This is a genomic window from Plantibacter auratus (assembly GCF_050587365.1).
Lineage (GTDB): Bacteria > Actinomycetota > Actinomycetes > Actinomycetales > Microbacteriaceae > Plantibacter > Plantibacter auratus.
The window spans coordinates 356224-377040 of sequence record NZ_JBOBFV010000002.1 but is presented as its reverse complement, the minus strand read 5'-3'; the positions used below and the strand labels follow the sequence as shown (position 1 = coordinate 377040).

General features: G+C 70.8%; 16 protein-coding genes. 9 read left to right on the top strand and 7 right to left on the bottom strand.

The annotated features are described in order from the left end of the window. Positions 1-161 precede the first annotated feature (161 nt). Positions 162-1019 (top strand): alpha/beta fold hydrolase, encoded by an 858-nt coding sequence (locus tag ACQ3HE_RS08935; RefSeq protein ID WP_430892303.1) that lies wholly within the window; start codon positions 162-164, stop codon positions 1017-1019. A gap of 153 nt (positions 1020-1172) precedes the next feature. Here the strand turns inward: ACQ3HE_RS08935 and ACQ3HE_RS08930 are convergent, their stop codons facing one another. Continuing rightward, positions 1173-2672, bottom strand: coding sequence for a PucR family transcriptional regulator (locus ACQ3HE_RS08930; RefSeq protein ID WP_430892301.1), 1500 nt, complete (start codon positions 2670-2672; stop codon positions 1173-1175). 73 nt (positions 2673-2745) lie between these two features. On the opposite strand from ACQ3HE_RS08930, the gene ACQ3HE_RS08925 reads away from it, so the two are divergent. The 6 genes from ACQ3HE_RS08925 (at position 2746) to ACQ3HE_RS08900 (ending at position 10856) form a co-directional block, all read left to right on the top strand. Then, complete coding sequence (locus ACQ3HE_RS08925; RefSeq protein ID WP_430892299.1) at positions 2746-3882, top strand: S-methyl thiohydantoin desulfurase family protein; 1137 nt, start codon at positions 2746-2748, stop codon at positions 3880-3882. Then, positions 3879-5483 carry a hydantoinase/oxoprolinase N-terminal domain-containing protein gene (locus tag ACQ3HE_RS08920; protein WP_064296013.1) on the top strand — a complete coding sequence of 535 codons (1605 nt, stop codon included), beginning with the start codon at positions 3879-3881 and terminating at the stop codon, positions 5481-5483. Before ACQ3HE_RS08925 ends, ACQ3HE_RS08920 begins: the two co-directional genes overlap by 4 nt. Before the next feature lie 106 nt (positions 5484-5589). After that, positions 5590-7182 carry an ABC transporter substrate-binding protein gene (locus ACQ3HE_RS08915; protein ID WP_430892298.1) on the top strand — a complete coding sequence of 531 codons (1593 nt, stop codon included), beginning with the start codon at positions 5590-5592 and terminating at the stop codon, positions 7180-7182. Positions 7183-7184: 2 nt separating this feature from the next. Beyond that, positions 7185-8237, top strand: a complete 1053-nt coding sequence (locus ACQ3HE_RS08910) for an ABC transporter permease (protein WP_137242513.1) — start codon at positions 7185-7187, stop codon at positions 8235-8237. A gap of 4 nt (positions 8238-8241) precedes the next feature. Further along, positions 8242-10071, top strand: coding sequence for a dipeptide/oligopeptide/nickel ABC transporter permease/ATP-binding protein (locus tag ACQ3HE_RS08905; protein WP_430892296.1), 1830 nt, complete (start codon positions 8242-8244; stop codon positions 10069-10071). Beyond that, positions 10068-10856, top strand: a complete 789-nt coding sequence (locus ACQ3HE_RS08900) for an ABC transporter ATP-binding protein (protein WP_085512081.1) — start codon at positions 10068-10070, stop codon at positions 10854-10856. Before ACQ3HE_RS08905 ends, ACQ3HE_RS08900 begins: the two co-directional genes overlap by 4 nt. Positions 10857-11282: 426 nt before the next feature. On the opposite strand, the gene ACQ3HE_RS08895 is transcribed toward ACQ3HE_RS08900, so the two are convergent. The 5 genes from ACQ3HE_RS08895 to ACQ3HE_RS08875 form a co-directional block, all read right to left on the bottom strand. Further along, positions 11283-12647, bottom strand: a complete 1365-nt coding sequence (locus ACQ3HE_RS08895; RefSeq protein WP_191940312.1) for an MFS transporter — start codon at positions 12645-12647, stop codon at positions 11283-11285. Positions 12648-13109: 462 nt separating this feature from the next. Then, positions 13110-14108, bottom strand: a complete 999-nt coding sequence (locus ACQ3HE_RS08890) for an ABC transporter substrate-binding protein (RefSeq protein ID WP_430892294.1) — start codon at positions 14106-14108, stop codon at positions 13110-13112. Positions 14109-14168: 60 nt separating this feature from the next. After that, positions 14169-15020: an ABC transporter ATP-binding protein gene (locus ACQ3HE_RS08885; protein ID WP_430892292.1), complete on the bottom strand. Its 852-nt coding sequence runs from the start codon at positions 15018-15020 to the stop codon at positions 14169-14171. Next, positions 15017-16072 carry a FecCD family ABC transporter permease gene (locus ACQ3HE_RS08880; protein WP_200811400.1) on the bottom strand — a complete coding sequence of 352 codons (1056 nt, stop codon included), beginning with the start codon at positions 16070-16072 and terminating at the stop codon, positions 15017-15019. The genes ACQ3HE_RS08885 and ACQ3HE_RS08880 overlap by 4 nt, the downstream gene beginning before the upstream one ends. Continuing rightward, complete coding sequence (locus ACQ3HE_RS08875; protein WP_430892290.1) at positions 16069-17079, bottom strand: FecCD family ABC transporter permease; 1011 nt, start codon at positions 17077-17079, stop codon at positions 16069-16071. Before ACQ3HE_RS08875 ends, ACQ3HE_RS08880 begins: the two co-directional genes overlap by 4 nt. A gap of 169 nt (positions 17080-17248) precedes the next feature. Between ACQ3HE_RS08875 and ACQ3HE_RS08870 the strand changes: the two genes are divergently transcribed. Both ACQ3HE_RS08870 and ACQ3HE_RS08865 read left to right on the top strand, forming a co-directional pair. After that, the gene (locus tag ACQ3HE_RS08870; protein ID WP_430892289.1) at positions 17249-18523 is read left to right on the top strand and encodes a CaiB/BaiF CoA transferase family protein; all 1275 of its coding nucleotides are present in this window, start codon (positions 17249-17251) and stop codon (positions 18521-18523) included. After that, the gene (locus ACQ3HE_RS08865; protein ID WP_430892287.1) at positions 18523-19356 is read left to right on the top strand and encodes an FAS1-like dehydratase domain-containing protein; all 834 of its coding nucleotides are present in this window, start codon (positions 18523-18525) and stop codon (positions 19354-19356) included. Before ACQ3HE_RS08870 ends, ACQ3HE_RS08865 begins: the two co-directional genes overlap by 1 nt. Positions 19357-19864: 508 nt before the next feature. Here the strand turns inward: ACQ3HE_RS08865 and ACQ3HE_RS08860 are convergent. Beyond that, positions 19865-20809 (bottom strand): PDR/VanB family oxidoreductase, encoded by a 945-nt coding sequence (locus ACQ3HE_RS08860; protein ID WP_430892285.1) that lies wholly within the window; start codon positions 20807-20809, stop codon positions 19865-19867. Positions 20810-20817 lie beyond the last annotated feature (8 nt).

Here is a 20817-nt window from a genome sequence, read left to right as displayed (position 1 = left end):
CCGGCGAGCTGCCGAGCGACGACCTGCCTCACCTCAGTGGCTTGGGCGCTCGGCACAGCTCGGGCGGGAACGCTGGGTCCAGGGCACATGGTGCACGGCCAGGCCGCGGGCTAGCCTCGGAACGCCCGCCAGGGAACACGTTCGAGGAGAGTGAGCACCGCATGCCGTACACCGACACCGACGACGTCTCGATCTACTACGAGGTGGAGGGCGACCCCGCCGACCCGGTGATCGTGCTCATCGCGGGCGGCGGTGCGCAGCTGCTCACCTGGCGTGACCCGTTCCGGGCCATGCTCGTGGACGAGGGGTTCCGCGTCGTGCGGTTCGACAACCGCGACGTCGGGTACTCGCAGCGCTTCGGTGGCGAGCACGACCTCGACGGCGGCTACTCGCTCGGCGACATGGGCGACGACGTCCTGCGGGTGCTCGACCACCTCGGGGTCGAGGAGGCGCACCTCGTCGGTCACTCGATGGGCGGGATGATGGCGCAGATGGTCGCCCTCGACCACCCGGAGCGCGTGCTGAGCCTCGGCCTGCTGTCCACGATCCCCGGCCAGGACCCGCGCTACATCCTGCACGGAGACCGCGCCGAACTGCAGGTCGAGCCCGAGCGGTACAGCCGGGAGGAGTCGGTCGCCGCGATGGCCGTCCTCGCCGCGCCCGTCCCCGGCGCCCGCTACCAGCCGGACACCGAGTGGGAGGTGTGGGCGACCGGCGAGGCCTACGACCGCGGGTACGCGCCGGAAGGGTTCAGTCGCCAGTGGGCCGCGTTGCTCCGCGCACCGGAACGGCTCGACCGGCTGCGCGAGGTGACGGTGCCGACCCTCGTGCTGCACGGACGCGAGGACGACGTGCTGCACTGGCGCTCGGCGGTGGACATCGCCGAGGCGATGCCGGCGGCCGAGCTGCACGTGCTGCCCGACATGGGGCACCTCATCCCGGCGCAGCTGTGGCCCACGCTCGTCGCGGGCGTCGTGCGGACGGCGAGGCACGCGGAGACGCTCTCGTCCGGTCGGTGAGGTCGTCGAGGGGCTGCCCTTCGACAGGCTCAGGGACCGGGGCACCTTCGTCCGGTCATTGAGCTTGTCGAAATGCGGCACGGAGGGCGTGTAGCCGACGGGAAGGCACCGCGTGGGCCCTTTGACAGGCTCAGGGACCGGGGCGGAGCGGGCCTACGGCATCCCGATGAGCCGCACCCGGCAGGCGAGCTCCGCGGCGAAGCGGACGTCCGGGTCGGCGAGGTCGAGTTCGAGCGACTGCTCGATGCGCCGGATCCGGTAGTTCACCGCGTTCGGATGCAGGTTCAGCTCGGCCCCGGCACGCGCCAGCGAGTTCCGATGGCTGAGGTAGGAGAGGAGTGTCCGCACCGAGATCGCGGCCCGCTCCGACCCGAGAGCGTCGAGTGGCGAGAGGATGTCGTCGAGGAGCGTCCGACTGAGCGGTGAGGCGTAGAAGTCGAGGAGCACCCGCCGTAGCCCGGTGACGTCCGTAGCCTCCATGGTGCCGAAGCGGCCACCCGCGATGGCAGCCTCCGCCGCGACCCGCGCCTCGGTCGCCGACTGCCGGAGCCCCGCGGCCCCGCTCTGGGGCGTCCCGAGCCCGACGGTGAACGTCCATTCCGGCCCCGCGATCGTCGAGGCGTGCGCGACGATCCGCTCCATCACGTCGCGCAGGCGTCGCTGGTGGTCGGGTGCGCCGAGCTCCTCCGACGCGATGACGACGATCTCGTCGCGCCGCATCGCGAGGTGCCACTGCTCCTCGCGCTGGTCGACGAGTTGCAGCGCGAAGAGCTCGACGGAGGGCGCGAGGACCGTGGGTGCGCGGCGGTCGGGATCACTCGCGTGCTTCGGGGTCAGCCACGCCACCGCGTGCGACAGCTGGAGCGGCAGGCCGGCCCGGACCGCGTCCATCGCGAAGCCGTCGATACGGGAGGACTCGGCGAAGATCAGCTCGATGATGAGCTCCGCCCGCGAGCGCACCGAACCGAAGCGTCCGTGCAGTTCCCGTTGCAGGGCGCGCGAGAGGACGGAGGCGATGACCGGGAGGGCGATCGCCGCGGCCGGGTCGTCGCGCTCGGCGTGGACCCGGCCGATCGGGATCTCACCGATGCACACCGCGTCCGGTTCGAGCCAGCTCGCGCTCGCGTCCTCGACGAGGGTGACCGGCACCCCCAGGGTCGTGCTGGCGACCTCGAGGATCGCCTCCCGCACGCCGACACCCGACGCCTGCTCTGCTTCAGCCGCGGACGCGCTGATCACCCGTTGGATCGCGAACTCGGCGCGCGACATCGCCTCTTCCGCTCCACCGCGGATCGTGCGGTCCATGAGCACGGCGAGGTCGGAGGCGATGCCCTCGCTCATGATGACCGGCAGGCCACCGCGGTCCGCGAGGGCCCGCGAGGTCTCGGCGACGGGGAACGCACCGACGAACACGAGGCCGGCACAGCCCGCGGCGATGGCCCGGCGGATGGCGATGTCGACCTGGTACGGCCTCGGGACGGCGCCGTCGGGGGTCGTCACGATGGCGATGGAGTGCTCGGTCGCGTCGTTCAGCTCGTCGAGCGCGAGGATCTCGACGCCGGTGACCGGGACGCCTGCGGGGACGCCGGCGACGCAGCGGGCGCCGAGATGCTCGGCTTGGAGGATGACGTCCGCAACGGTGACTTGGGCCATGAGCACATTCTGCCCCGATTGTGTGGGCTGCGGGAACATTGTCGTGCTTCCCGACCCTGCCTACGCTCGGTACATGTCAACGAACCACCCCGCTGCACGTTCCGCAGCGTCGGCCACGCCGATCACCAGCATCACCCTGGCCGACGTGCCGGCGCTCGCCGCAGGATGCGCCATCTTCGGCACCGGTGGCGGCGGCGCGGTGCAGACCCCGCAGCTCGGCGTCGAGATCGCCCTGGAGCAGTTCGGTCCGGTGCCCGTCAAACAGGTCGCCGACCTCGACGCGGACGACGTGGTCGTCGCCATGTCCGGCATCGGAGCACCTTCCGTGGGCTTCGAGATGCTCGGCGCGAGCGGCCAGGCCGAGATCATCGTCGAGGAGATCGAGCGCCTCACCGGTAAGCGCATCACCACGATCATGGCGACGGAGATCGGCGGCAGCAACGGTGTCGGCCCCGTCGGCTGGGCCGCGAGCCTCGGCCTCAGCATCCTCGACGCCGACGGCATGGGACGCGCCTTCCCGGAAGCGCCGATGACCGCGATGAACGTCGCGAACCTCCCGCCCGGATACGCGGTCCTGAGCGATGTGATCGGCAACGTCTCGATCCTGCGTCCCGTCAGCCTCGCCTGGCTCGAGCGCCACGCCCGCGCCCTCACCGTGGCGAGCGGTGCGATCTCGATCGGCGCCAACTACGTCATGGACCGCGACACCGTCCGCGGAGCCGTCATCGACGGCAGCGTCAGCCGCGCCGTGCAGGTCGGGCGCCGGCTCCTCACCGCCACCGACCCCGTCGGCGCGCTCACGGACGAACTCGGCGCGTCCCTCATCACGGGCGGCAAGGTCGTCGACATCGAGCGCCGCACCGAGGGCGGGTTCACCCGCGGTTCCGTCACGGTCGAGGGGATCGGCGAGCACCGCGGTCGCCTCACCCGCGTGGAGATCCAGAACGAGAACCTCGTCGTCATGGAGGACGGAGCGGTCATCGTCAGCGTCCCCGACCTCGTCACGATCGTCGACTCCGAGACGGGCGACGCGATCTCCACCGAGATGCTGCGCTTCGGACAGCGGGTGAGCGTCCTCGCCTGGGCCTGCGATCCACTGTGGCGCACCGAGCGCGGCCTCGAACTCGCCGGCCCGCGCGCGTTCGGCTACGACCTCGACTACGAGCCCTTCGGCGTGAGCGCCGACGAGACCATTGGAGCGACCCGATGAGCGCCGGCACCAGCACCGTCACCGACACCTCGGGCGAACTCGCGATCGGCATCGACGTCGGCGGGACCAACACCGACGCCGTCGCGCTCTCGGGCACGGGCGAGGTCGTCTCATGGACGAAGCAGCCCACCACCCGCGACGTCACGGGCGGCATCCGGGCGGCGCTCGCCGAGGTGCTCGACCAGCTCGGCGACGACCGGGGCCTCGTCACCCGCGTCATGCTCGGCACCACCCACGCGACCAACGCGATCGTCAACCGCCGCGACCTCGGACGCGTCGTCGTCATCCGGCTGGGCTCGCCCGCCGCCACCTCGCTCCCGCCGCTCGCCGGCTGGCCGCGGGAACTGCGCGACGTCGTCCTCGCGGGGAGCATCCTCGCGGGCGGTGGCCACCTCGTCGACGGCTACCCGATCGCCCCGCTCGACCGCGACCTCATCCGCCGGGAGCTCGACGCCCTGGCCGGCACCTTCGACGCGGTCGCCGTCTGCGGGATCTTCAGCCCGTCGTTCCCCGAGCAGGAGCTCGAGGTCGAGGCGCTCGTCCAGGACCACGTCGGGGTCGACATCCCGGTGTCGCTGAGCCATGAGATCGGCGCGCTCGGGTTGTTGGAGCGCGAGAACGCGACCGTCCTGAACGCGTCCCTCTACGCCGTCGCCCGCGACGTCACGAACGCGCTCACGACCGTCGTCGCCGAGGAGCGACTCGACGCGACCACGTACTTCGCCCAGAACGACGGCACGCTCATGGCCGTCGAGTACGCGGCGCGTTACCCCGTGCTCACGATCGGTTCCGGGCCGGCGAACTCCATCCGCGGCGCCGCCTTCCTCTCCGGTGCCGACAACGCGATCATCATCGACGTCGGCGGCACGACGAGCGACCTCGGCGTGCTCGTCGACCGGTTCCCCCGCGAGTCGACCCTGCCCCGCGAGGTCGGTGGCGTGCGGACGAACTTCCGCATGCCCGATATCCTGAGCGTCGGCCTCGGCGGCGGCACGATCGTCGACACCGCGACCGGTGTCCCGCGGCACGACTCGGTCGGCTATCGGCTCACCGAGGAGGCGCTGCTGTTCGGCGGCACCACGCCGACCCTCACCGACGCGGCCTCGCTCCAGTTCGGCATCGCCGACCGCGAGCTGCCGCCCCTCGACCGCGCTACCCGCCAGGCACTCGAGCACGCGCTCGGCGTCGCCCACGAACGCATCGAGTCCGCCGTCGAGCGCATGTCGCTCGGCCGCACCGGCCTCCCGCTCGTCGTCGTCGGCGGCGGTGGATTCCTCGTCCCGGACGCCGTCCTCGGCGCGAGCGAGGTCCTGCGCCCGGCGCGCGGCAACGTCGCCAACGCCGTGGGCGCGGCCATCGCGCTCGCCGGTGGGCGCTCCGATCAGCTCTGCGACTTCGCCGACCGCGCAGCCGCCATCGAGGAGGCAGGACGCTCCGCGATCGAGAAGGCGATCCAGGCCGGCGCAGACCCGCGCTCGGTCGAGATCGTCGACGTGCTCGAGACCCCCGTCTCGTACGCGACCCGCCCCACCCTGAAGGTCTCCGTGAAGGCGGCGGGTCCCCTCGCCCGCATCGGCACGGCGACCCGACAGCGCATCTGACGCACCACAGCACCAGCACAGCTCTCCACCAGCACCAGCACGGCACCTCACCCCATCTGATCCGGCCACCCGCGCACCACGGCCACCCGAGTACGAAGGATCCAGCATGAACAGCAAGCGGAAAGCCGCGGCGGCACTCGCCACCGCGGCCCTCACCGCGGTGGCCCTCACCGCGTGCACCTCCTCGCAATCCTCCGATTCCTCCGGCGAGTACGTCTCCGGCGGCACCTTCGTCACCGCGATGAGCGGCGACCCGGGCAGCCTCGTCCCCATGACGGGCATCAGCCTCGAGGCCCGCGAGATCATCAGCTTCCACTACGAGTCGCTCGTGTACGTCAACGCCGACGGCGAGCTCCTGCCCTGGCTGGCCGAGAGCTGGGAGGAGGATGCGAGCTCCACCTCCATCACCTACACGCTCAAGGACGGCATCACCTGCGCCGACGGCACCCCGTTCACCGCGGAGACCGCCGCGGCGAACATCACCTACAACGCCGACCCGGCCAACGCGACCTTCTACTACGGCGCGCAGGTCTCCGAGCGGATGACCGCGACCGCCGACGGCAATCAGCTCACCGTCACGAGCACGACGCCCGACCCGTTCATCCTCGCCAACACGGGCACCGTCGAGATGGTCTGCCAGGCCGGCCTCGACGACCCGGACTCCCTCGTCGAGACGATGAACGGCACCGGCCTGTTCGCCCTCGACAAGGCGACCCCGGGCTCCAGCTACACCTTCACCAAGCGCGACGACTACACCTGGGGCCCGGAGGACGTCACGAGCGACACCAAGGGCCTGCCGGACACCTTCGAGGTCCGCGTCGTCACCGACCCCGGGACCGCCGCGAACCTGCTGCTCTCCGGTGACGTGAACGCCGCGAGCATCGGCGGCGCCGACCAGGACCGCGTCGAGGCCGCCGGTCTCGGCAGCGAGGGCGTGCGCAACCCGATCGGCGAGATGCTCTTCAACGAGCGCCCGGAGCGCCCCACCTCCGACCCCCTCGTCCGTGAGGCCCTCGTCACCGCGATCGGCCGCGAGCAGGTCGGCGAGGTCGTCACCGACGGCACCGCCGAGGAGTCCAAGTCGCTCGTCGTGAAGAGCCCGTACCTCTGCGTCGCCGACGGCCCGCAGTGGACGCTCCCCGAGACGGACGTCGAGAAGTCCGGCGAACTGCTCGACGAGGCGGGCTGGACGCTCGGTTCCGACGGCAAGCGGTCGAAGGACGGCGAGCCGCTGACGATCAAGTTCATCTACGACGCGGCCACCCCGAGCCACGCGGCCGCAGCCGAGCTCGTGCAGCAGACCTGGGACGAGCTGGGCGTCACGACGGAGCTCTCGGGCAACGACGCGAACGCCTGGTCCGAGCAGCTGTTCTCGACCTTCGACTGGGACACCGGCTTCGTGCAGATCGCTCCGGGCGGACCGGTCATCGTGAACACCTTCTTCGGTGGCGAGACCCCGGACAAGGGCGGCAACAACTTCATGTTCGTCGACAACCCGGAGTACGACGCGCTCGCGGAGCAGGCCAAGACGGCCAGCCCGGAGGAGACCTGCGACCTCTGGCAGCAGGCCGAAGCGAAGCTCATCGAGCGGACGGACGTGTTCCCGATCGCCGACGCGCAGGACTTCCTGTACCTGAACGGCGCCGAGGTCGAGCGTCCGAACTTCATTCGCCCGACGAGCATCCGGATGGTCGGCTGATCATGACGATCCCCTCGACCGTGACCACCGAGCAGGCCACCGACCCGGCCACGGGCCCCGGCGGCCCGGCGGTCGCGCGTCGAGGGGGTCGCGGCGTCCTCGGCGGACTCTCCCCGCGGACCTCGTTCATCCTCCGACGACTCGGCCGGGTGCTCGTCTCCCTCGCCATCGTCATCGTCGCGACGTTCCTGATCGTGCAGCTCGTGCCGGGAGACCCGGTGCGGGCTGCGCTCGGGAACAGCGCGACCCCGGAACTCGTCGAGCGGACGCGCGCCGACCTCGGCCTGAACGTGCCGGTGCCGGAGCAGTTCGTCAACTACGTCAGCGGGCTGTTCCGCGGCGACTTCGGCACGGCGATCGGGTCGCAGCGGCCGGTCGCCGACACGATCGCGCAGCGGTTCCCGGTGACGCTCACCCTCGCGGTCGCGTCCTTCCTCCTCGCGGCGATCGGCGCCTTCCCCATCGGTGTCGCGACCGCGGTGTCCTCGCGTACCGGCCGCCGCCGCCTCGCCGACCTCGGCGTCTCGGGTCTACTCGGCGTGCTGATCGCCATCCCGAGCCTCCTGCTCGCCGTCGGTCTCATCGCCGTGTTCAGCATCGGGCTCAAGGTGCTCCCGGCCGCCGGCTGGGGAGGTTTCGACCAGGCGATCCTGCCGGTGGTGGCCCTCGCGGTCGGTCCGATGGCGTACCTGGCCCGCATCGTGCACGTGGAGATGCTGGCCGTCCTCGAGATGCCGTACATGACCACGGCACGGAGCAAGCGCCTGCCGACGCACCTGGTCTACCTCCGGCACGCGCTGCCGAACATGGTGACGTCCACGCTCACGATCGGCGGCATCATCCTCACGGGCATGGTCGCCGGCACCGTGCTCATCGAGACGGTCTTCGCCATCCCGGGCCTGGGGACGAGCATCGTCTCGTCGATCACCTCGAAGGACTACCCGATGATCCAGGGCATCGTCCTCGTGTACGCGATCCTCGTCCTCGGTCTCAACCTCCTCATCGACATCGCGCTCGCGACGATCGATCCGCGCTCCTCGATCACGGAGGGCTGAGCTCATGAGCACCCGTCCGACCACCTCCAGTCCCACCCCCTCACGCCGCTCCCCGGTGCTCGACCGCCTCCGCACCCCGCGCGGCCTGACCGGCGCGATCGGAGCGCTCCTCATCATCGTTGTCGCGGTCGTCGGCCCGACCGTCTGGGGGTCCGCCGCCGACACGACGTCCGTGGCCGACCGCCTCGCCGGTGCGAGCCTCGCCCACCCCTTCGGCACAGACGAGCTCGGACGCGACGTCTTCGCCCGGGTCATGGTCGCCACGCGGGTGTCCGTCCTGCTGACCCTCGGCGCCACCGCGATCTCCGTCGTCGGCGGCGTCCTGCTCGGGGCCGTCGCGACGGTCCTGCCTCGCCCGCTGCGTCGACTCGTCACCGCGCTCATCGACATCCTGTTGTCGTTCCCCTGGCTCCTCATGGCGCTGTTCTTCTCGGTGATCTGGGGCGCGAGCGCCACCGGCGCGATGCTCGCCGTCGGGTTCGCCGGCGTGCCGACCTTCGCCCGCCTCACCTACACGCTCGCGTCGTCGCTCATCGGTCGCGACTACGTGAAGGCCGCGCGGATCGCCGGCGTCGGGCAAGCGGAGGTGCTCGTCCGGCACGTCATGCCGAACATGCTGCCGCCCATGCTCGTGAACGCGGCGGTCTCCGCCTCCGGCACGCTGCTCGCCTTCGCCGGCCTGTCCTTCCTCGGTCTCGGGGTGCAGGCGCCCGAGTACGACTGGGGTCGCCTCCTCGGCCTCGGGATCGCCCGCATCTACGGAAACCCGATGGCGGCGATCGGTCCCGGCATCGCGCTCGTCGTGTGCGGCGTCATCTTCACGCAGCTCGGCGAGCTCTGGAACGAGTCGTCGAAGCGGCTCCTCGGCCTGCCCGCGCCCGCGCGTCGTCGCACCGCGGCTCCCGCGACCGCCTCGGCTGCGGCTGCGACGCCCGCCGACCAGGAGCCCGTCGTGCAGGTGCGCGATCTCCGCGTCGCCTTCCCGGACCGCGACGGCCGTCTCGTCGAGCGCGTCCACGGCATCAGCCTCACGATCATGCCCGGCGAGGTCGTCGGTGTCGTCGGCGAGTCCGGATCGGGCAAGTCGGTGAGCGCGATGGCGATCGCCGCCCTCCTCGGGCCGGACTCCTCGGTGCAGGCCTCGGAGCTGAGCTTCCGCGGGATCGACATGACCGCACCGCTGACGAAGGCCGAGCGCAGCCGCCTCGGCCTCGAGCTCGCGATGGTCTTCCAGGACCCGCTCACCTCGCTCAACCCCTCGCTCACGATCGGCAAGCAGCTCCGCGAGACCGTCGAGGTCCACGAGGGGCTGTCGGTGGCCGAGTCGACGAAACGCGCCGAGGCCGCGCTCGAGTCGGTGCGGATCCCGCTCCCGGCGAAGCGCCTGAAGCAGTTCCCACACGAGCTGTCCGGCGGCATGCGGCAACGGGCCATGATCGGTATGGGGCTCATGGGCCGCCCGAAGCTGCTCATCGCCGACGAGCCCACGACGGCGCTCGACGTGACGGTGCAGCGCCAGGTCCTCCGGGTCCTCCACGAGGCGCAGGAGCAGACGGGCGCTGCGATCCTGCTCATCTCGCACGACATCGCCCTCGTCAGCGGGTTCTGCGACCGCATCCTCGTCATGAAGGACGGCCGCATCGTCGAATCGCTCGACGCCGATCGCCTCCACGAGGCGCGGCACCCGTACACGCGTGGGCTCATCGCCTGCGTGCCCGACATGACCTCCGACCGCACCATGCCGCTCCCGGTCATCGGTGCGATCGACGAGGAGCCCCTCCCGGTCCCTGAGCTTGTCGAAGGGCCCATCACCACCGAAGGACAGCGCGCATGACCGGTCTCGAGTTCTCCGGCCTCACGGTCCGTTACGGCCACGGCGCGTCCGCGCACACCGCGGTCGACGGCTTCGACCTCACGGTCCGCCCAGGCACGTCCCACGGGCTCGTGGGGGAGTCCGGCTCGGGCAAGTCGACGGTCGCCGCGGCCGCCGTCGGTCTCGTCATCCCGAGCGCCGGCGGCATCCGACTGAACGGCGCCGACATCGTCGGGCGCTCGTCCGCTGCCCGTCGTGCACGTCGACGCGTGCAACTCGTCTTCCAGGACCCGTACTCCGCGCTCGACCCGCGCATGCCGATCGGGCTGTCGATCGCCGAGGGGTCCCGGGCGACCGGGCGCTCCTGGAGTCGCTCGGAGCAGCGGTCCCGGGTGGGCGAGCTGCTCGAGCGCGTGCACATCGACCCGGACCGCGCGAACGACCTGCCGTCGGCGTTCTCGGGTGGTCAGCGGCAGCGCATCACGATCGCCCGGGCGCTCGCGGCCGAACCGGAGGTCCTGATCGCCGACGAGATCACCTCGGCGCTCGACGTGTCGGTGCAGGGCGTCGTCCTCAACCTGCTGCGCGAGCTGCAGCGTGAGCTCGAACTCACGGTGCTGTTCATCTCCCACAACCTCGCCGTCGTGAACTACATGTGCGACACGGTGAGCGTCATGCAGGCCGGCCGGGTCGTCGAGGCGGGCCCCACGGCCACCGTCCTGGCCGCTCCCGAGGACGCCTACACCCGAGAGCTGCTGGCCTCGGTGCCCGTGATGGGCCGTCGCATGACCTGGGACGAGGAGTAAGCGGCCCAGGCTGCTCGGCCGGGCCGCGCCCGGTCGCTGAGCTCACCGCGCCCGGTCGCTGAGCTCACCGCGCCCGGTCGCTGAGCTCACCGCCGCCGGTCACTGAGCTCACCGCCGCCGGTCACTGAGCTTGTCGAAGTGCCCACGGTCTGACGTCGCCCTTCGACAGGCTCAGGGACCTGGGCCTTCCGGGTAGGCCTTTTCCGGTCACTGAGCTCACTTATTCCGGTCGCTGAGCTCACCCTTTCCGGTCACTGACCTCACCCTTTCCGGTCACTGAGCTTGTCGAAGTGCCCACGGGTGACGTCGCCCTTCGACAGGCTCAGGGACCGGGGCCTTCCGGGTAGGCCGTTTCCGGTCACTGAGCTTGTCGAAGTGCACACGGGTGACGTCGCCCTTCGACAGGCTCAGGGACCGGGGGGCAGGTCAGCCGCGCTGCTTGCGCGGCAGGGTCTCCGGCAGGAAGGCGATCCCGACGATGCCGATCGCGCTGAGCACCAGCAGGTACGCCGCCACCAACCACGGTGCACCACCGCTCGCGGCGACGAGCGCGGTCGCGACGAGCGGGACCGTCCCGCCGACGAGGGCGGCCGGGATCTCACGCGAGAGCGCGATGCCGCTCCAGCGCATCGAGGTCGGGAAGATCTCGGCGAGCAGTGCTCCCGAGGTGCCGATGGTGGCCCCCTGGATGACGGCGAGGCCCAGGATGAGGCCCAGGGCGACGAGGGCCGACTGCTCCGTGTCGTAGAGCAGGAACATCGGGAACGCGTAGACCACGCCGAAGATCGCGGCGCCCATGAGGACGGGCTTCCGACCGATGCGGTCGGCGAGGCGACCGAACAGCAGCGCCGTCGGGATGGTCAGGACCTCCGCGACGATGAGGCCGATGAGCGCCTCCGTCGGGTTCACGCTCAGCGTGCCCGTCACGTACGACAGCGAGAACACCTGCACGACGTAGACCCACGGCAGTGCGAACGCGAAGAGCCCCATGCCGCAGAGGATCACCCGCCAGTGCGAGCGGATGGCGCCGACCAGTGGTGCCGAGGTGACCGCGCCGCGCTCCTCCGCGCTCTCGAACGCCTTCGTCTCCTTGACCCGCAGCCGGAAGTACAGGGCGAACGCGACGATGACGACGCTCGCGAGGAACGGGATCCGCCAACCCCAGCTTTGGAACTGCTCGATCGGCAGGGTGCTCACCACAGCGAAGACGGTGGTCGCGAGCGCCATGCCCACGTACACGGAGGCGCCGGGGAACGACGCGGCGAACGCGCGGTGCTTCACGTCGGCGGACTCGCTCGCCATCGTGATCGCGCCGGCGAACTCGGCACCCGAGCCCATGCCCTGGAAGATCCGCAGCACGATGAGCAGGATCGGAGCCCAGATGCCGATGGCGTCGGCGGTGGGGAGGAGGCCGATGAAGGTGGTCGCGACACCCATGAAGAGGAGCGTGATGAGCAACGTCGGTTTGCGCCCGAGCTTGTCGCCGTAGTGGGCGAAGATCAGGCCGCCGATCGGGCGGGCACCGAAGCCGACCGCGAAGCCGGCGAACGCGCCGAGCAGGCCGGCGAGGTCACCGGCGCCGGGGAAGAACAGTGGCGCGAACACGAGCGCGGAGGCCAGCCCGTAGAGGGTGAAGTCGTACCACTCGATGACGGTGCCGACCGAGCTGGCGAGGATGGCGCGGCGACGCTGCACCCGGGAGTCGAGGCCGTCGCGATCGATGTCGCTCTGGCCGACGGCGGTGGTGTCTGCTCCGCGTGGGTCGCTCTCGCGCGCGCTCTGGATGGCCATGGCACTCCTTCGTGTTGGGCGCACCCGGACGGCCGGGACGCCTGACGAGGCTACCGGCCGTCTGGAGGCTCAGCCCATGTGCGGTCGGCACACTCCGAAGCCGATCCGGTGCGTCGGGAGCACACGGGGTGGGGTTCCCGAGGGTCGCCTCACCCCGGACCGTTGGCTGTGCCCATCTCCGGTCGCTGTGCCCATCTCGGGTCGCTGTGCCATCTCCGGTCACTGAGCCATCTCCGGTCACTGAGCTTGTCGAAGTGCGCTCGGGCTGACGCCCTTCGACAGGCTCAGGGACCGGGTTCGCCGGGAAGGTCTCTTCCGGTCACTGAGCTTGTCGAAGTGCAGGGACCGGGTTCGCCGGGGAGGTCTCTTCAGGTCACTGAGCTTGTCGAAGTGCACACGGGTGACGTGGCCCTTCGACAGGCGGTTCCTGAGCCTGTCGAAGGGCGGGACCGGGGGTGCTCGCTACAGCGCCTTCGACTCGCGGAGGATCCCGGCGAGCGTCTCCATCTGCTTCGCCTGCGACGTGTAGTCGAGGGCAGCGGTGTTCCAGGAGTGGATCTGACCGGCGACGAGTGCCGGGTGCGAGGCGAAGGTCGCCTGAGCCTCGAGGTCGCTCTGCTGGAAGCCCTCGACGTTCACGAGCAGGACGTCACCGGTCATCGCCTGGCCAGCGTTCTCCCAGCTGTAGATGTCCCAGTAGTAGTAGCCGTCCGGGTTCGCGTTCGTGTACTTCACGCCGAGTTCGCTGTACAGCTCGGTCTCCGGCTCGTCCTGCGGCTTGACGACGTAGACCCCGCTCGCGTCCGCGTACATCTGCGTGACCTCGAGGTCGGTCTCCTTCGCTGCGGCGGTCAGGTCTGCTGCTGCGGCGTCGTACTTCTCCTTCGCCGCGGCGATGGTGTCCTCGTCGGCTCCGAGCGCCTCCGACAGCTTGTTGAGCGAGGCGATGACGTCGGCACCCTTGCCGCCGACCTTGATGGCGACGACCGGAGCGATCTTCTCCAGCTGCTCCTGCTGCTCGACGTCGGCGACGCCGTAGTAGGGACCCTTGAGGTCGAGCGTGCCGTCGCGGTCGGTCGGGTAGATCCCGGTCACGATGAGGTCTGGTGCCGCCTCGGCGAGTGCCTCGAGGTCGATCTCGCCGTAGCTGTTGCCGACGATGGCCGTGTCGCCGAGGTCGTAGTCCGCGAAGCGCTTGTCGGTGGCGACGTCGACGCGACCGAAGACCGCGACGGGGTCGATGCCGTTGCCGTGCAGGCCGAGCGCGTAGTCGGCGAAGCTCGCGACGCGCTTCGGCTGCTGGTCGAGCTTGACCGTGGTGCCGGTGTCGTCGGTGTAGCTCCAGGCGCCGCTGCTGTCGGCGTCGGATGCGGCGGTGGGGGAGCAGCCGGCGAGGCCGACCAGGGCGAGCGCCGGCACGAGAACGAGTGCGGCGCGGCGGAGGCGTGAAGAGATCGTCATGGTACTTAGGGTAGCCGAACCTAAGTCACGAAACGATATCGGAATGCCCGATCGCCCGGATCACTCCGCGTCGAGGGCGATCGCGTCGTCGGGGTCGACGGGCACGATGAGCGGCGAGCCGCTGCTCGGGTCGGGGATGACGATGGCGTCGAGGTCGAACGCCTCCCGGAGCACGGCCGGGGTGAGGACCTCCCAGGGTGTCCCGTCGGCGATGACCCGGCCGCCGCCCACGACGACGAGCCGGTCGGAGTACCGGCCGGCGAGGGTGAGGTCGTGCAGGACCATGACGACCGTCGCGCCGCGCTCGCGGTTGATCGACCGTACGAGTCGGAGGACGTCGAGCTGGTGGCTGAGGTCGAGGAAGGTCGTCGGCTCGTCGAGCAGGATCGTGGGGGCACGCTGCGCGAGCACCAGGGCGATCCAAGCGCGCTGCAGCTGCCCGCCCGACAGGGAGGCCGTGTCGCGGTCGGCGAGCGTCTCGAGGCCGGTGGCGGCGAGGGCCTCGTCGACGGCGATCGTGTCGGCGGGCGTCCAGGGCTTGAGGAGGCTCTGGTGCGGGTGCCGCCCTCGCGAGACGAGGTCGCGGACGGTCGTCGCCGACGGCGTCAGTGGCTTCTGCGGCAGGATAGCCAGGCGGCGCGCGACCTCGCGGGTCGGGATCGAGCGCACACCGCGACCGTCGAGTTCGACCGTGCCGGCGGTCGGGGTGAGCAGACGACCGAACGCCTTCAGCAGCGTCGACTTGCCGCAACCGTTGGCGCCGATGAGCGTCGTGACCTCGCCCGTCTCGATGCGGAGGTCCAGTCCCTCGAAGACCACCATCTGGTCGTAGGCCAGGGAGACGCCCCTCGCCTCGAGGGCGGGCGTCGGGCGTTCCTTCACGAGCGAGGGGGTCGTGGCGGGGTCGGTCATGCGGAGGTCTCCCGTTCCTTGCGGCGCGTCAGCAACCAGATGAGATAGGGCGCGCCGACGATCGCGGTGATGATGCCCACCGGGATCTCGCCCGGCAGGACGCCACGGACGAGTGCGTCGCCGCCCGTCACGATGACGGCGCCGAGCAGCGCGGAGGCGAGCAGCGGCGGGCGACCGGTGCGGGCGAGGCGGCGGGCGATCTGCGGTGCGACGAAGGCGACGAACTCGATCGGCCCCGCGGCGGACACGGCTGCGGCGACGAGCAGGACCGCGCACGCGATGACGACGATCCGATGCCGCTGGACGGCGACGCCGAGGCCGGTCGACAACTCGTCACCGAGCTGGCTGATGTCGAGGCTGCTCGTCTGCAGGACCGCGATCGGCGTCAGGATCACCAGTGCGACGAGCACCGGCCACACGCTCGACCAGGAGATGCCCGAGAGGCTGCCGACGAGCCACTGCGCAGCCGCTGCCGCCTCGGTGATCTGCGCCCGGGCGATGAGGTAGCTCGTGATGCCGCCGAGGGTCGCGGTGGCACCGATGCCGATGAGGATGAGTCGGAAGCTGTCGACCCCGCCGCGCCAGGACAACGCGTAGACGGCGGCCGAGGTGACGAGCGCGCCGATCGCCGCCATGGCGGGCAAGCCCAGGCTGAGGGCGCCGGCCCCGACCGAGTAGCTGCCGCCGACCAGGACGATCGCGGCCACGGCCCCGAGCGCGGCACCCGAGGTGACACCGAGGATGTCCGGAGTGGCGAGCGGGTTGCGTGCGAAGGTCTGGGTCAGTGCCCCGGCGAGTCCGAGGGAGGCACCGACGAGGAGGCCGCCGACGACCCGGGGGAGGCGGAGCTCGAACACGATGAGTTCCTGGCCGCCGGTCCCACCACCGAGCAGGGTGGTGATCACGTCGGGGATCGTCAGGGACGACGAGCCGGCGACGATCCCGAGCAGGGCGAACGCCAGCGCGACGACGAGACAGGCGATCGTGACGCCGACGACCCGCCCTCGCCACAGGCGGCCGAAGAGGCGGCTGCCCTCCCGCACGGCGCTCACAGCTCCGCCATCCGTCCGCGGCGCACGATGGCGATGAAGGCGACCCCACCCACGACGGTGAGGACGACACCCACGGGCACCTCGGCGGTGCCACCGATGAGGCGACCGATCACGTCGCATGCGAGCAGCACGCTCCCGCCGACGAGTCCCGAGGCGGGGAGCAGCCAGCCGTGATGCCCGCCCACGAGCGTGCGGGCGATGTGCGGCGCGGTGAGTCCGACGAACGCGATCGGGCCGGTCAGGGCGACGGCGGCGGCCGTGAGCAGGGTGATCGCGGCGAGCCCCACGAGTCGCGCGCGGATGAGGTTCTCGCCGAGCCCGTTCGCCAGCTCTGTCCCGAGCGCCAGGGCGTTCAACGAGCGGATGTTGGCCACCGCGAACACGAGGCCGAGCCCGGCGAAGACGAGCGCCGCGTCGACGCCCGTGAGCGATCGGCCGGACAGCGAACCGACCACCCAGATGCGATAGGCGGCGAGGGTCGTCTCGTCGGACAGCACGAGGTACGAGGTCAGGGCGACGAGGAGGGCCGAGACGGCGGTGCCGGCGATCGCGAGCGGGACGGGACTCGAGAGTCCGCGGCCGAGTGCGGCGACGGAGAACACGATGACGCTGGCGACGGTGGCGCCGAGCAGAGCGAGCCAGAGCGTCGTGACCACCGAGCTCGTGCCGAGCACGTAGACCCCGACGACGACCGCGAGACTCGCGCCGGCGGAGACGCCGAACAGGCCGGGGTCGGCGAGCGGGTTGCGGGTCTGCCCCTGCATGACGGCACCGGCGATCCCGAGGCAGACGCCGACGAGGACGCCGAGCACCGTGCGCGGCACCCGCGACCCCCAGACGACGGCGCCGGTGTCCTGGGCGGGGTCGAACAGAGCGGTGAGGACGGCTACGGGACTGATGAGGTTGCTGCCGAGCATCAGACTCGCGAGGGCGATGACGAGGAGCGCGGCGGCCAGTGTGCCGACGGCGAGCGCGCGTCTCGATCGGAGGAGGGTCGCGCTGCGCATAAAGTAAGCCTAGCCTCACCTATCCCGGTCGTGATGCACACCCGTCATCGTCGGTGACGGACGGGCGGTCCATGGATCGGCGCGGGAGGTGTGGGGTTCACCCATGGGTGGGGCCTCCATCGCCCGATACCGTTGACGGGTACGGAGTACAGCGATCAGGAGGACACGCATGGCCGAGCAGCCGTCGACCGGAGCCGACACCGAAGCGGTCCTCGCCGCCACGGAACGACTCGCCGTCCCGCCCGGCTCGCTCGAGGGCGTCGTGGTCCTCGACCTCTCCCGCGTCCTCGCCGGTCCCTACGCCGCGTCGATGCTCGCCGACCTCGGCGCGACCGTCATCAAGATCGAGAACCCGAACGACCCCGACGTCTCCCGGGGCTTCCCGCCCTACCTGCGTGACGGCGACGAGGAGTTCAGCGGCTACTACGGCCAGTACAACCGCGGCAAGTTCGGCCTCGCGCTCGACCTCGCGAGCGACGCCGGCAAGGAGGTGCTGCGCGACCTCGTCGCGAGCGCCGACATCCTCGTCGAGAACTTCCGCCCGGGGACCATGGCGAAGCTCGGCCTGCCGTACGAGGCGCTCGCCGCCATCAACCCGAAACTCGTGTACACCGCGATCTCCGGCTACGGACAGACAGGCTCCCGGAGCCGCCGCCCGGCGTTCGACAACACGGCGCAGGCCGCCGGCGGGCTCTGGTCCATGAACGGCTACGCGGACCAGCCGCCCGTGCGTGTCGGCGTCACGATCGGCGACCTGTCCGCGACGATGTTCGGCGTCATCGGCACACTCGCCGCCCTCCGGCACGCCGAGCGCACCGGCGTGGGCCAGCTCGTCGACGTCGCCCAGGTCGACAGCATCATCGCGATGACCGAGACCGCCGTCGTCGACTACACCGTCGACGGGACCGTCGCCTCGCCGTCCGGCAACGAACACGCCTGGGTGCGACCCTACGAGTTGTTCCCCTGCGCCGACGGCCAGGTGTTCTTCGGCGCGTACACCGACAAGCTCTGGAAGGCGAGCTGCGAGCTGTTCGGCACGCCCGAGGCGATCGCCGACCCCGAGATCGACACCATGCGCAAGCGCTTCGACGAGGAGGTCTACGCCCGACGCGTCAAGCCGCTCGTCGTCTCCTGGTTCGCGGACCGCACCCGCGCCGAGCTCGAGGAACTGGCCGGCGACGTCGTCCCGCTCACCGCTGTCAAGACCATCGGCGAGGTCGTCGAGGACCCCGGGACCGCCGAACGCGAGATGGTCGTCGAGACCGACTACGGCTCCTTCGGCACCCTCCGCTCCTTCGGCCAGCCGATCAAACTGAGCGCGACCCCCGCGACCACCGACCGTCCCGCGAACCACATGGGCGAACATGCGGACGACGTGCTCACGGCGCTCGCCGGGTACGACGCCGACCGCATCGCCGCGTTGCGTTCCGACGGGGTGATCTAGTGGACCGCGAGGAGACGCTCGATCTGCGTCCCGCCTCCTGGTACCGCAGCACCTTCGCGACCGCGGCACCGGAACCGGTCCTCGGAGAGGGGCTCCCCACCGGTTGGGAGGGCGTCCACTTCCCGTTCGAGACGCCGTTCGCGCAGCTCCGGGAGGACGGCTCACCGGCGGAGGACGGCGTGCTGCCGGTCATCGACCTGCCGCGTCGCATGTACGCGGGGGAGGACACCGAGTTCCTGTCGCCCCTCCGCTACGGCGACGTGGTCACGCAGCGCACGAGGCTCGGTTCGCTCGTCGAGAAGCAGGGGCGGGCCGGACGGCTCGTCTTCGCCGACCTCGTGCGCGAGTACCTCGTCGACGGCGAGGTCGCCGTCCGCAGCACCTGGCACGACGTGTTCCTCGAGGCGCAGCCCGCGGTGCCCTCCCCGCGGACGGCGGCGCCCGAGGTGGCAGCCGAGGACGCGCTCGATCCCGACGCCGGAGCCGACTGGACCGTGACCCGCTCGCTCGACTCCCGCCAGCTGTTCCGCTTCTCGGCCGTGACGGGCAACACGCACCGCATCCACTACGACCGGCAGTGGGCGCGTGAGGTCGAGGGGCTCGACGACCTCCTCGTGCACGGCCCGCTCACCCGCATCCTGGTGCTCGACGCCCTCACCGCGAACGCCGGTGGTCGTCGGCTCGCGTCGGTCCGCTTCCGGGCGAAGGCGCCGGTGCTCGTCGACACGGCGTTCCGCATCGCGGGGACGGACGGCCCGGAGGGCACCTCGGTCGTCGTGCGTGCCGCCGACGGTACGGTCCTGGCCTCCGCCGACGCCACCTGGCGTCCCTGACTACCGGGGTGCCTTCCTCCGGTCACTGAGCCCTATTCCATCGGTCACTGAGCTTGTCGAAGTGCTCACGAATGACGTCGCCCTTCGACAGGCTCAGGGACCGGGGTAGGTGTTCCGGTTTGGGGCTGGGACCTCCTGGTCCGGGGTTCCTTTCTCCGGTCACTGAGCTTGTCGAAGTGCCCACGGGGTACGTCGCCCTTCGACAGGCTCAGGGACCGGCTCCCCTCTTGTGGCCGCTGCGCCTTTACCCGGTCGCTGAGCTTGTCGAAGTGCCCACGGGGTGCACTGCCCTTCGACAGGCTCAGGGACCGGGGTGGGGTGCTCAGGGACCGGGGTGGGTTGTCCGGTTTGGGACCGGATCCGCTGTTGGTCGTCGTGTCTTCCTCCGGTCACTGAGCTTGTCGAAGTGCCCACGGGGGTACGTCGCCCTTCGACAGGCTCAGGGACCGGGATGGGGTGCTCAGGGACCGGGATGGGGTGCTCGGGGGCCGGGGGCGCGCTGCGCCGCCTACGCGTCGATCACGAGCGTCGACGTCAGCGACCGCGACACACACGGGTACATGATCATCGACGCGTCGTCGGTCGTCAGGGAGTCGCGATGCTCCGGCGTCCCGTCCACCACCTGCACCGCACAGGAGCCGCAGACGCCGCGCATGCACGACCCGGCGACACCGACCCGCGCGGCCTGCATCGCCTGCAGCATCGTCTGCCCGGCGGGAACCTCCACGGTCCGCTCCGACCTCGCGCACTCGACGGTGAACGCCGTGTTCGGCAGGTAGGAGCGGGGCTTCGGCTCGAACCGCTCGAGGTGCAACCGGCAGTCCTCGGGCAGCGTCTCGGCCAGGTTCGTGAGGGTGTCCGTGAACCCGCGCGGCCCGCAGGCCGACACGTCGGTGCCCGGCTCGAGTCCCACGAGGAGGCCTGCCAGGTCGAGTCGGCCGCTCTCCGCGCTGACATGGATCCGCACATGGTCGCCCAGGGCTTCGAGTTCCGGCGCGAACGCGATGTCCTCCCGCGTGCGCACTGCGTAGACGAGGGTCCAGTCGGCGTCGCCCGCGGCCAACCGCCTCGCCATCGAGAGCAGCGGCGTGATCCCGATGCCGGCCGCGAGCAGCAGATGCCGCTTCGCGTCCGAGAGCGGGAACAGGTTCCGCGGCGGCCGGATGAACACCTTGCGACCGACCTTGAGGAAGTTGTGGATGTAGTGCGAGGCACCCCGCGAGTGCTCCTCCCGCAGGACAGCGATCCGGTACCGGTATTCGTCCGCCGGATCACCGCAGAGCGAGTACTGCCGTTCGTGGCGGGTGATGAGCTGCAGGTCGATGTGCGCTCCGGGGTCCCACGGCGGGAGCCGGCGGCCCTCCGGATCGGCGAGCACGACGCTGACGATGGTCGGCGTCTCGCGCACGATCTCCTGGACGATGAGCGGGGTCATGCCCGCGCGATTGCGCATCAGGAATC

Excerpts from the sequence above, each read along its gene's own strand:
- ACQ3HE_RS08895 (WP_191940312.1), bottom strand. The coding sequence starts at position 12,647 with ATGGCCATCCAGAGCGCGCGCGAGAGCGACCCACGCGGAGCAGACACC.
- ACQ3HE_RS08870 (WP_430892289.1), top strand. The coding sequence starts at position 17,249 with ATGGCCGAGCAGCCGTCGACCGGAGCCGACACCGAAGCGGTCCTCGCC.
- ACQ3HE_RS08905 (WP_430892296.1), top strand. The coding sequence starts at position 8,242 with ATGAGCACCCGTCCGACCACCTCCAGTCCCACCCCCTCACGCCGCTCC.
- ACQ3HE_RS08900 (WP_085512081.1), top strand. The coding sequence starts at position 10,068 with ATGACCGGTCTCGAGTTCTCCGGCCTCACGGTCCGTTACGGCCACGGC.
- ACQ3HE_RS08875 (WP_430892290.1), bottom strand. The coding sequence starts at position 17,079 with ATGCGCAGCGCGACCCTCCTCCGATCGAGACGCGCGCTCGCCGTCGGC.
- ACQ3HE_RS08910 (WP_137242513.1), top strand. The coding sequence starts at position 7,185 with ATGACGATCCCCTCGACCGTGACCACCGAGCAGGCCACCGACCCGGCC.
- ACQ3HE_RS08935 (WP_430892303.1), top strand. The coding sequence starts at position 162 with ATGCCGTACACCGACACCGACGACGTCTCGATCTACTACGAGGTGGAG.
- ACQ3HE_RS08890 (WP_430892294.1), bottom strand. The coding sequence starts at position 14,108 with ATGACGATCTCTTCACGCCTCCGCCGCGCCGCACTCGTTCTCGTGCCG.
- ACQ3HE_RS08915 (WP_430892298.1), top strand. The coding sequence starts at position 5,590 with ATGAACAGCAAGCGGAAAGCCGCGGCGGCACTCGCCACCGCGGCCCTC.
- ACQ3HE_RS08925 (WP_430892299.1), top strand. The coding sequence starts at position 2,746 with ATGTCAACGAACCACCCCGCTGCACGTTCCGCAGCGTCGGCCACGCCG.
- ACQ3HE_RS08930 (WP_430892301.1), bottom strand. The coding sequence starts at position 2,672 with ATGGCCCAAGTCACCGTTGCGGACGTCATCCTCCAAGCCGAGCATCTC.
- ACQ3HE_RS08920 (WP_064296013.1), top strand. The coding sequence starts at position 3,879 with ATGAGCGCCGGCACCAGCACCGTCACCGACACCTCGGGCGAACTCGCG.
- ACQ3HE_RS08885 (WP_430892292.1), bottom strand. The coding sequence starts at position 15,020 with ATGACCGACCCCGCCACGACCCCCTCGCTCGTGAAGGAACGCCCGACG.
- ACQ3HE_RS08860 (WP_430892285.1), bottom strand. The coding sequence starts at position 20,809 with ATGCGCAATCGCGCGGGCATGACCCCGCTCATCGTCCAGGAGATCGTG.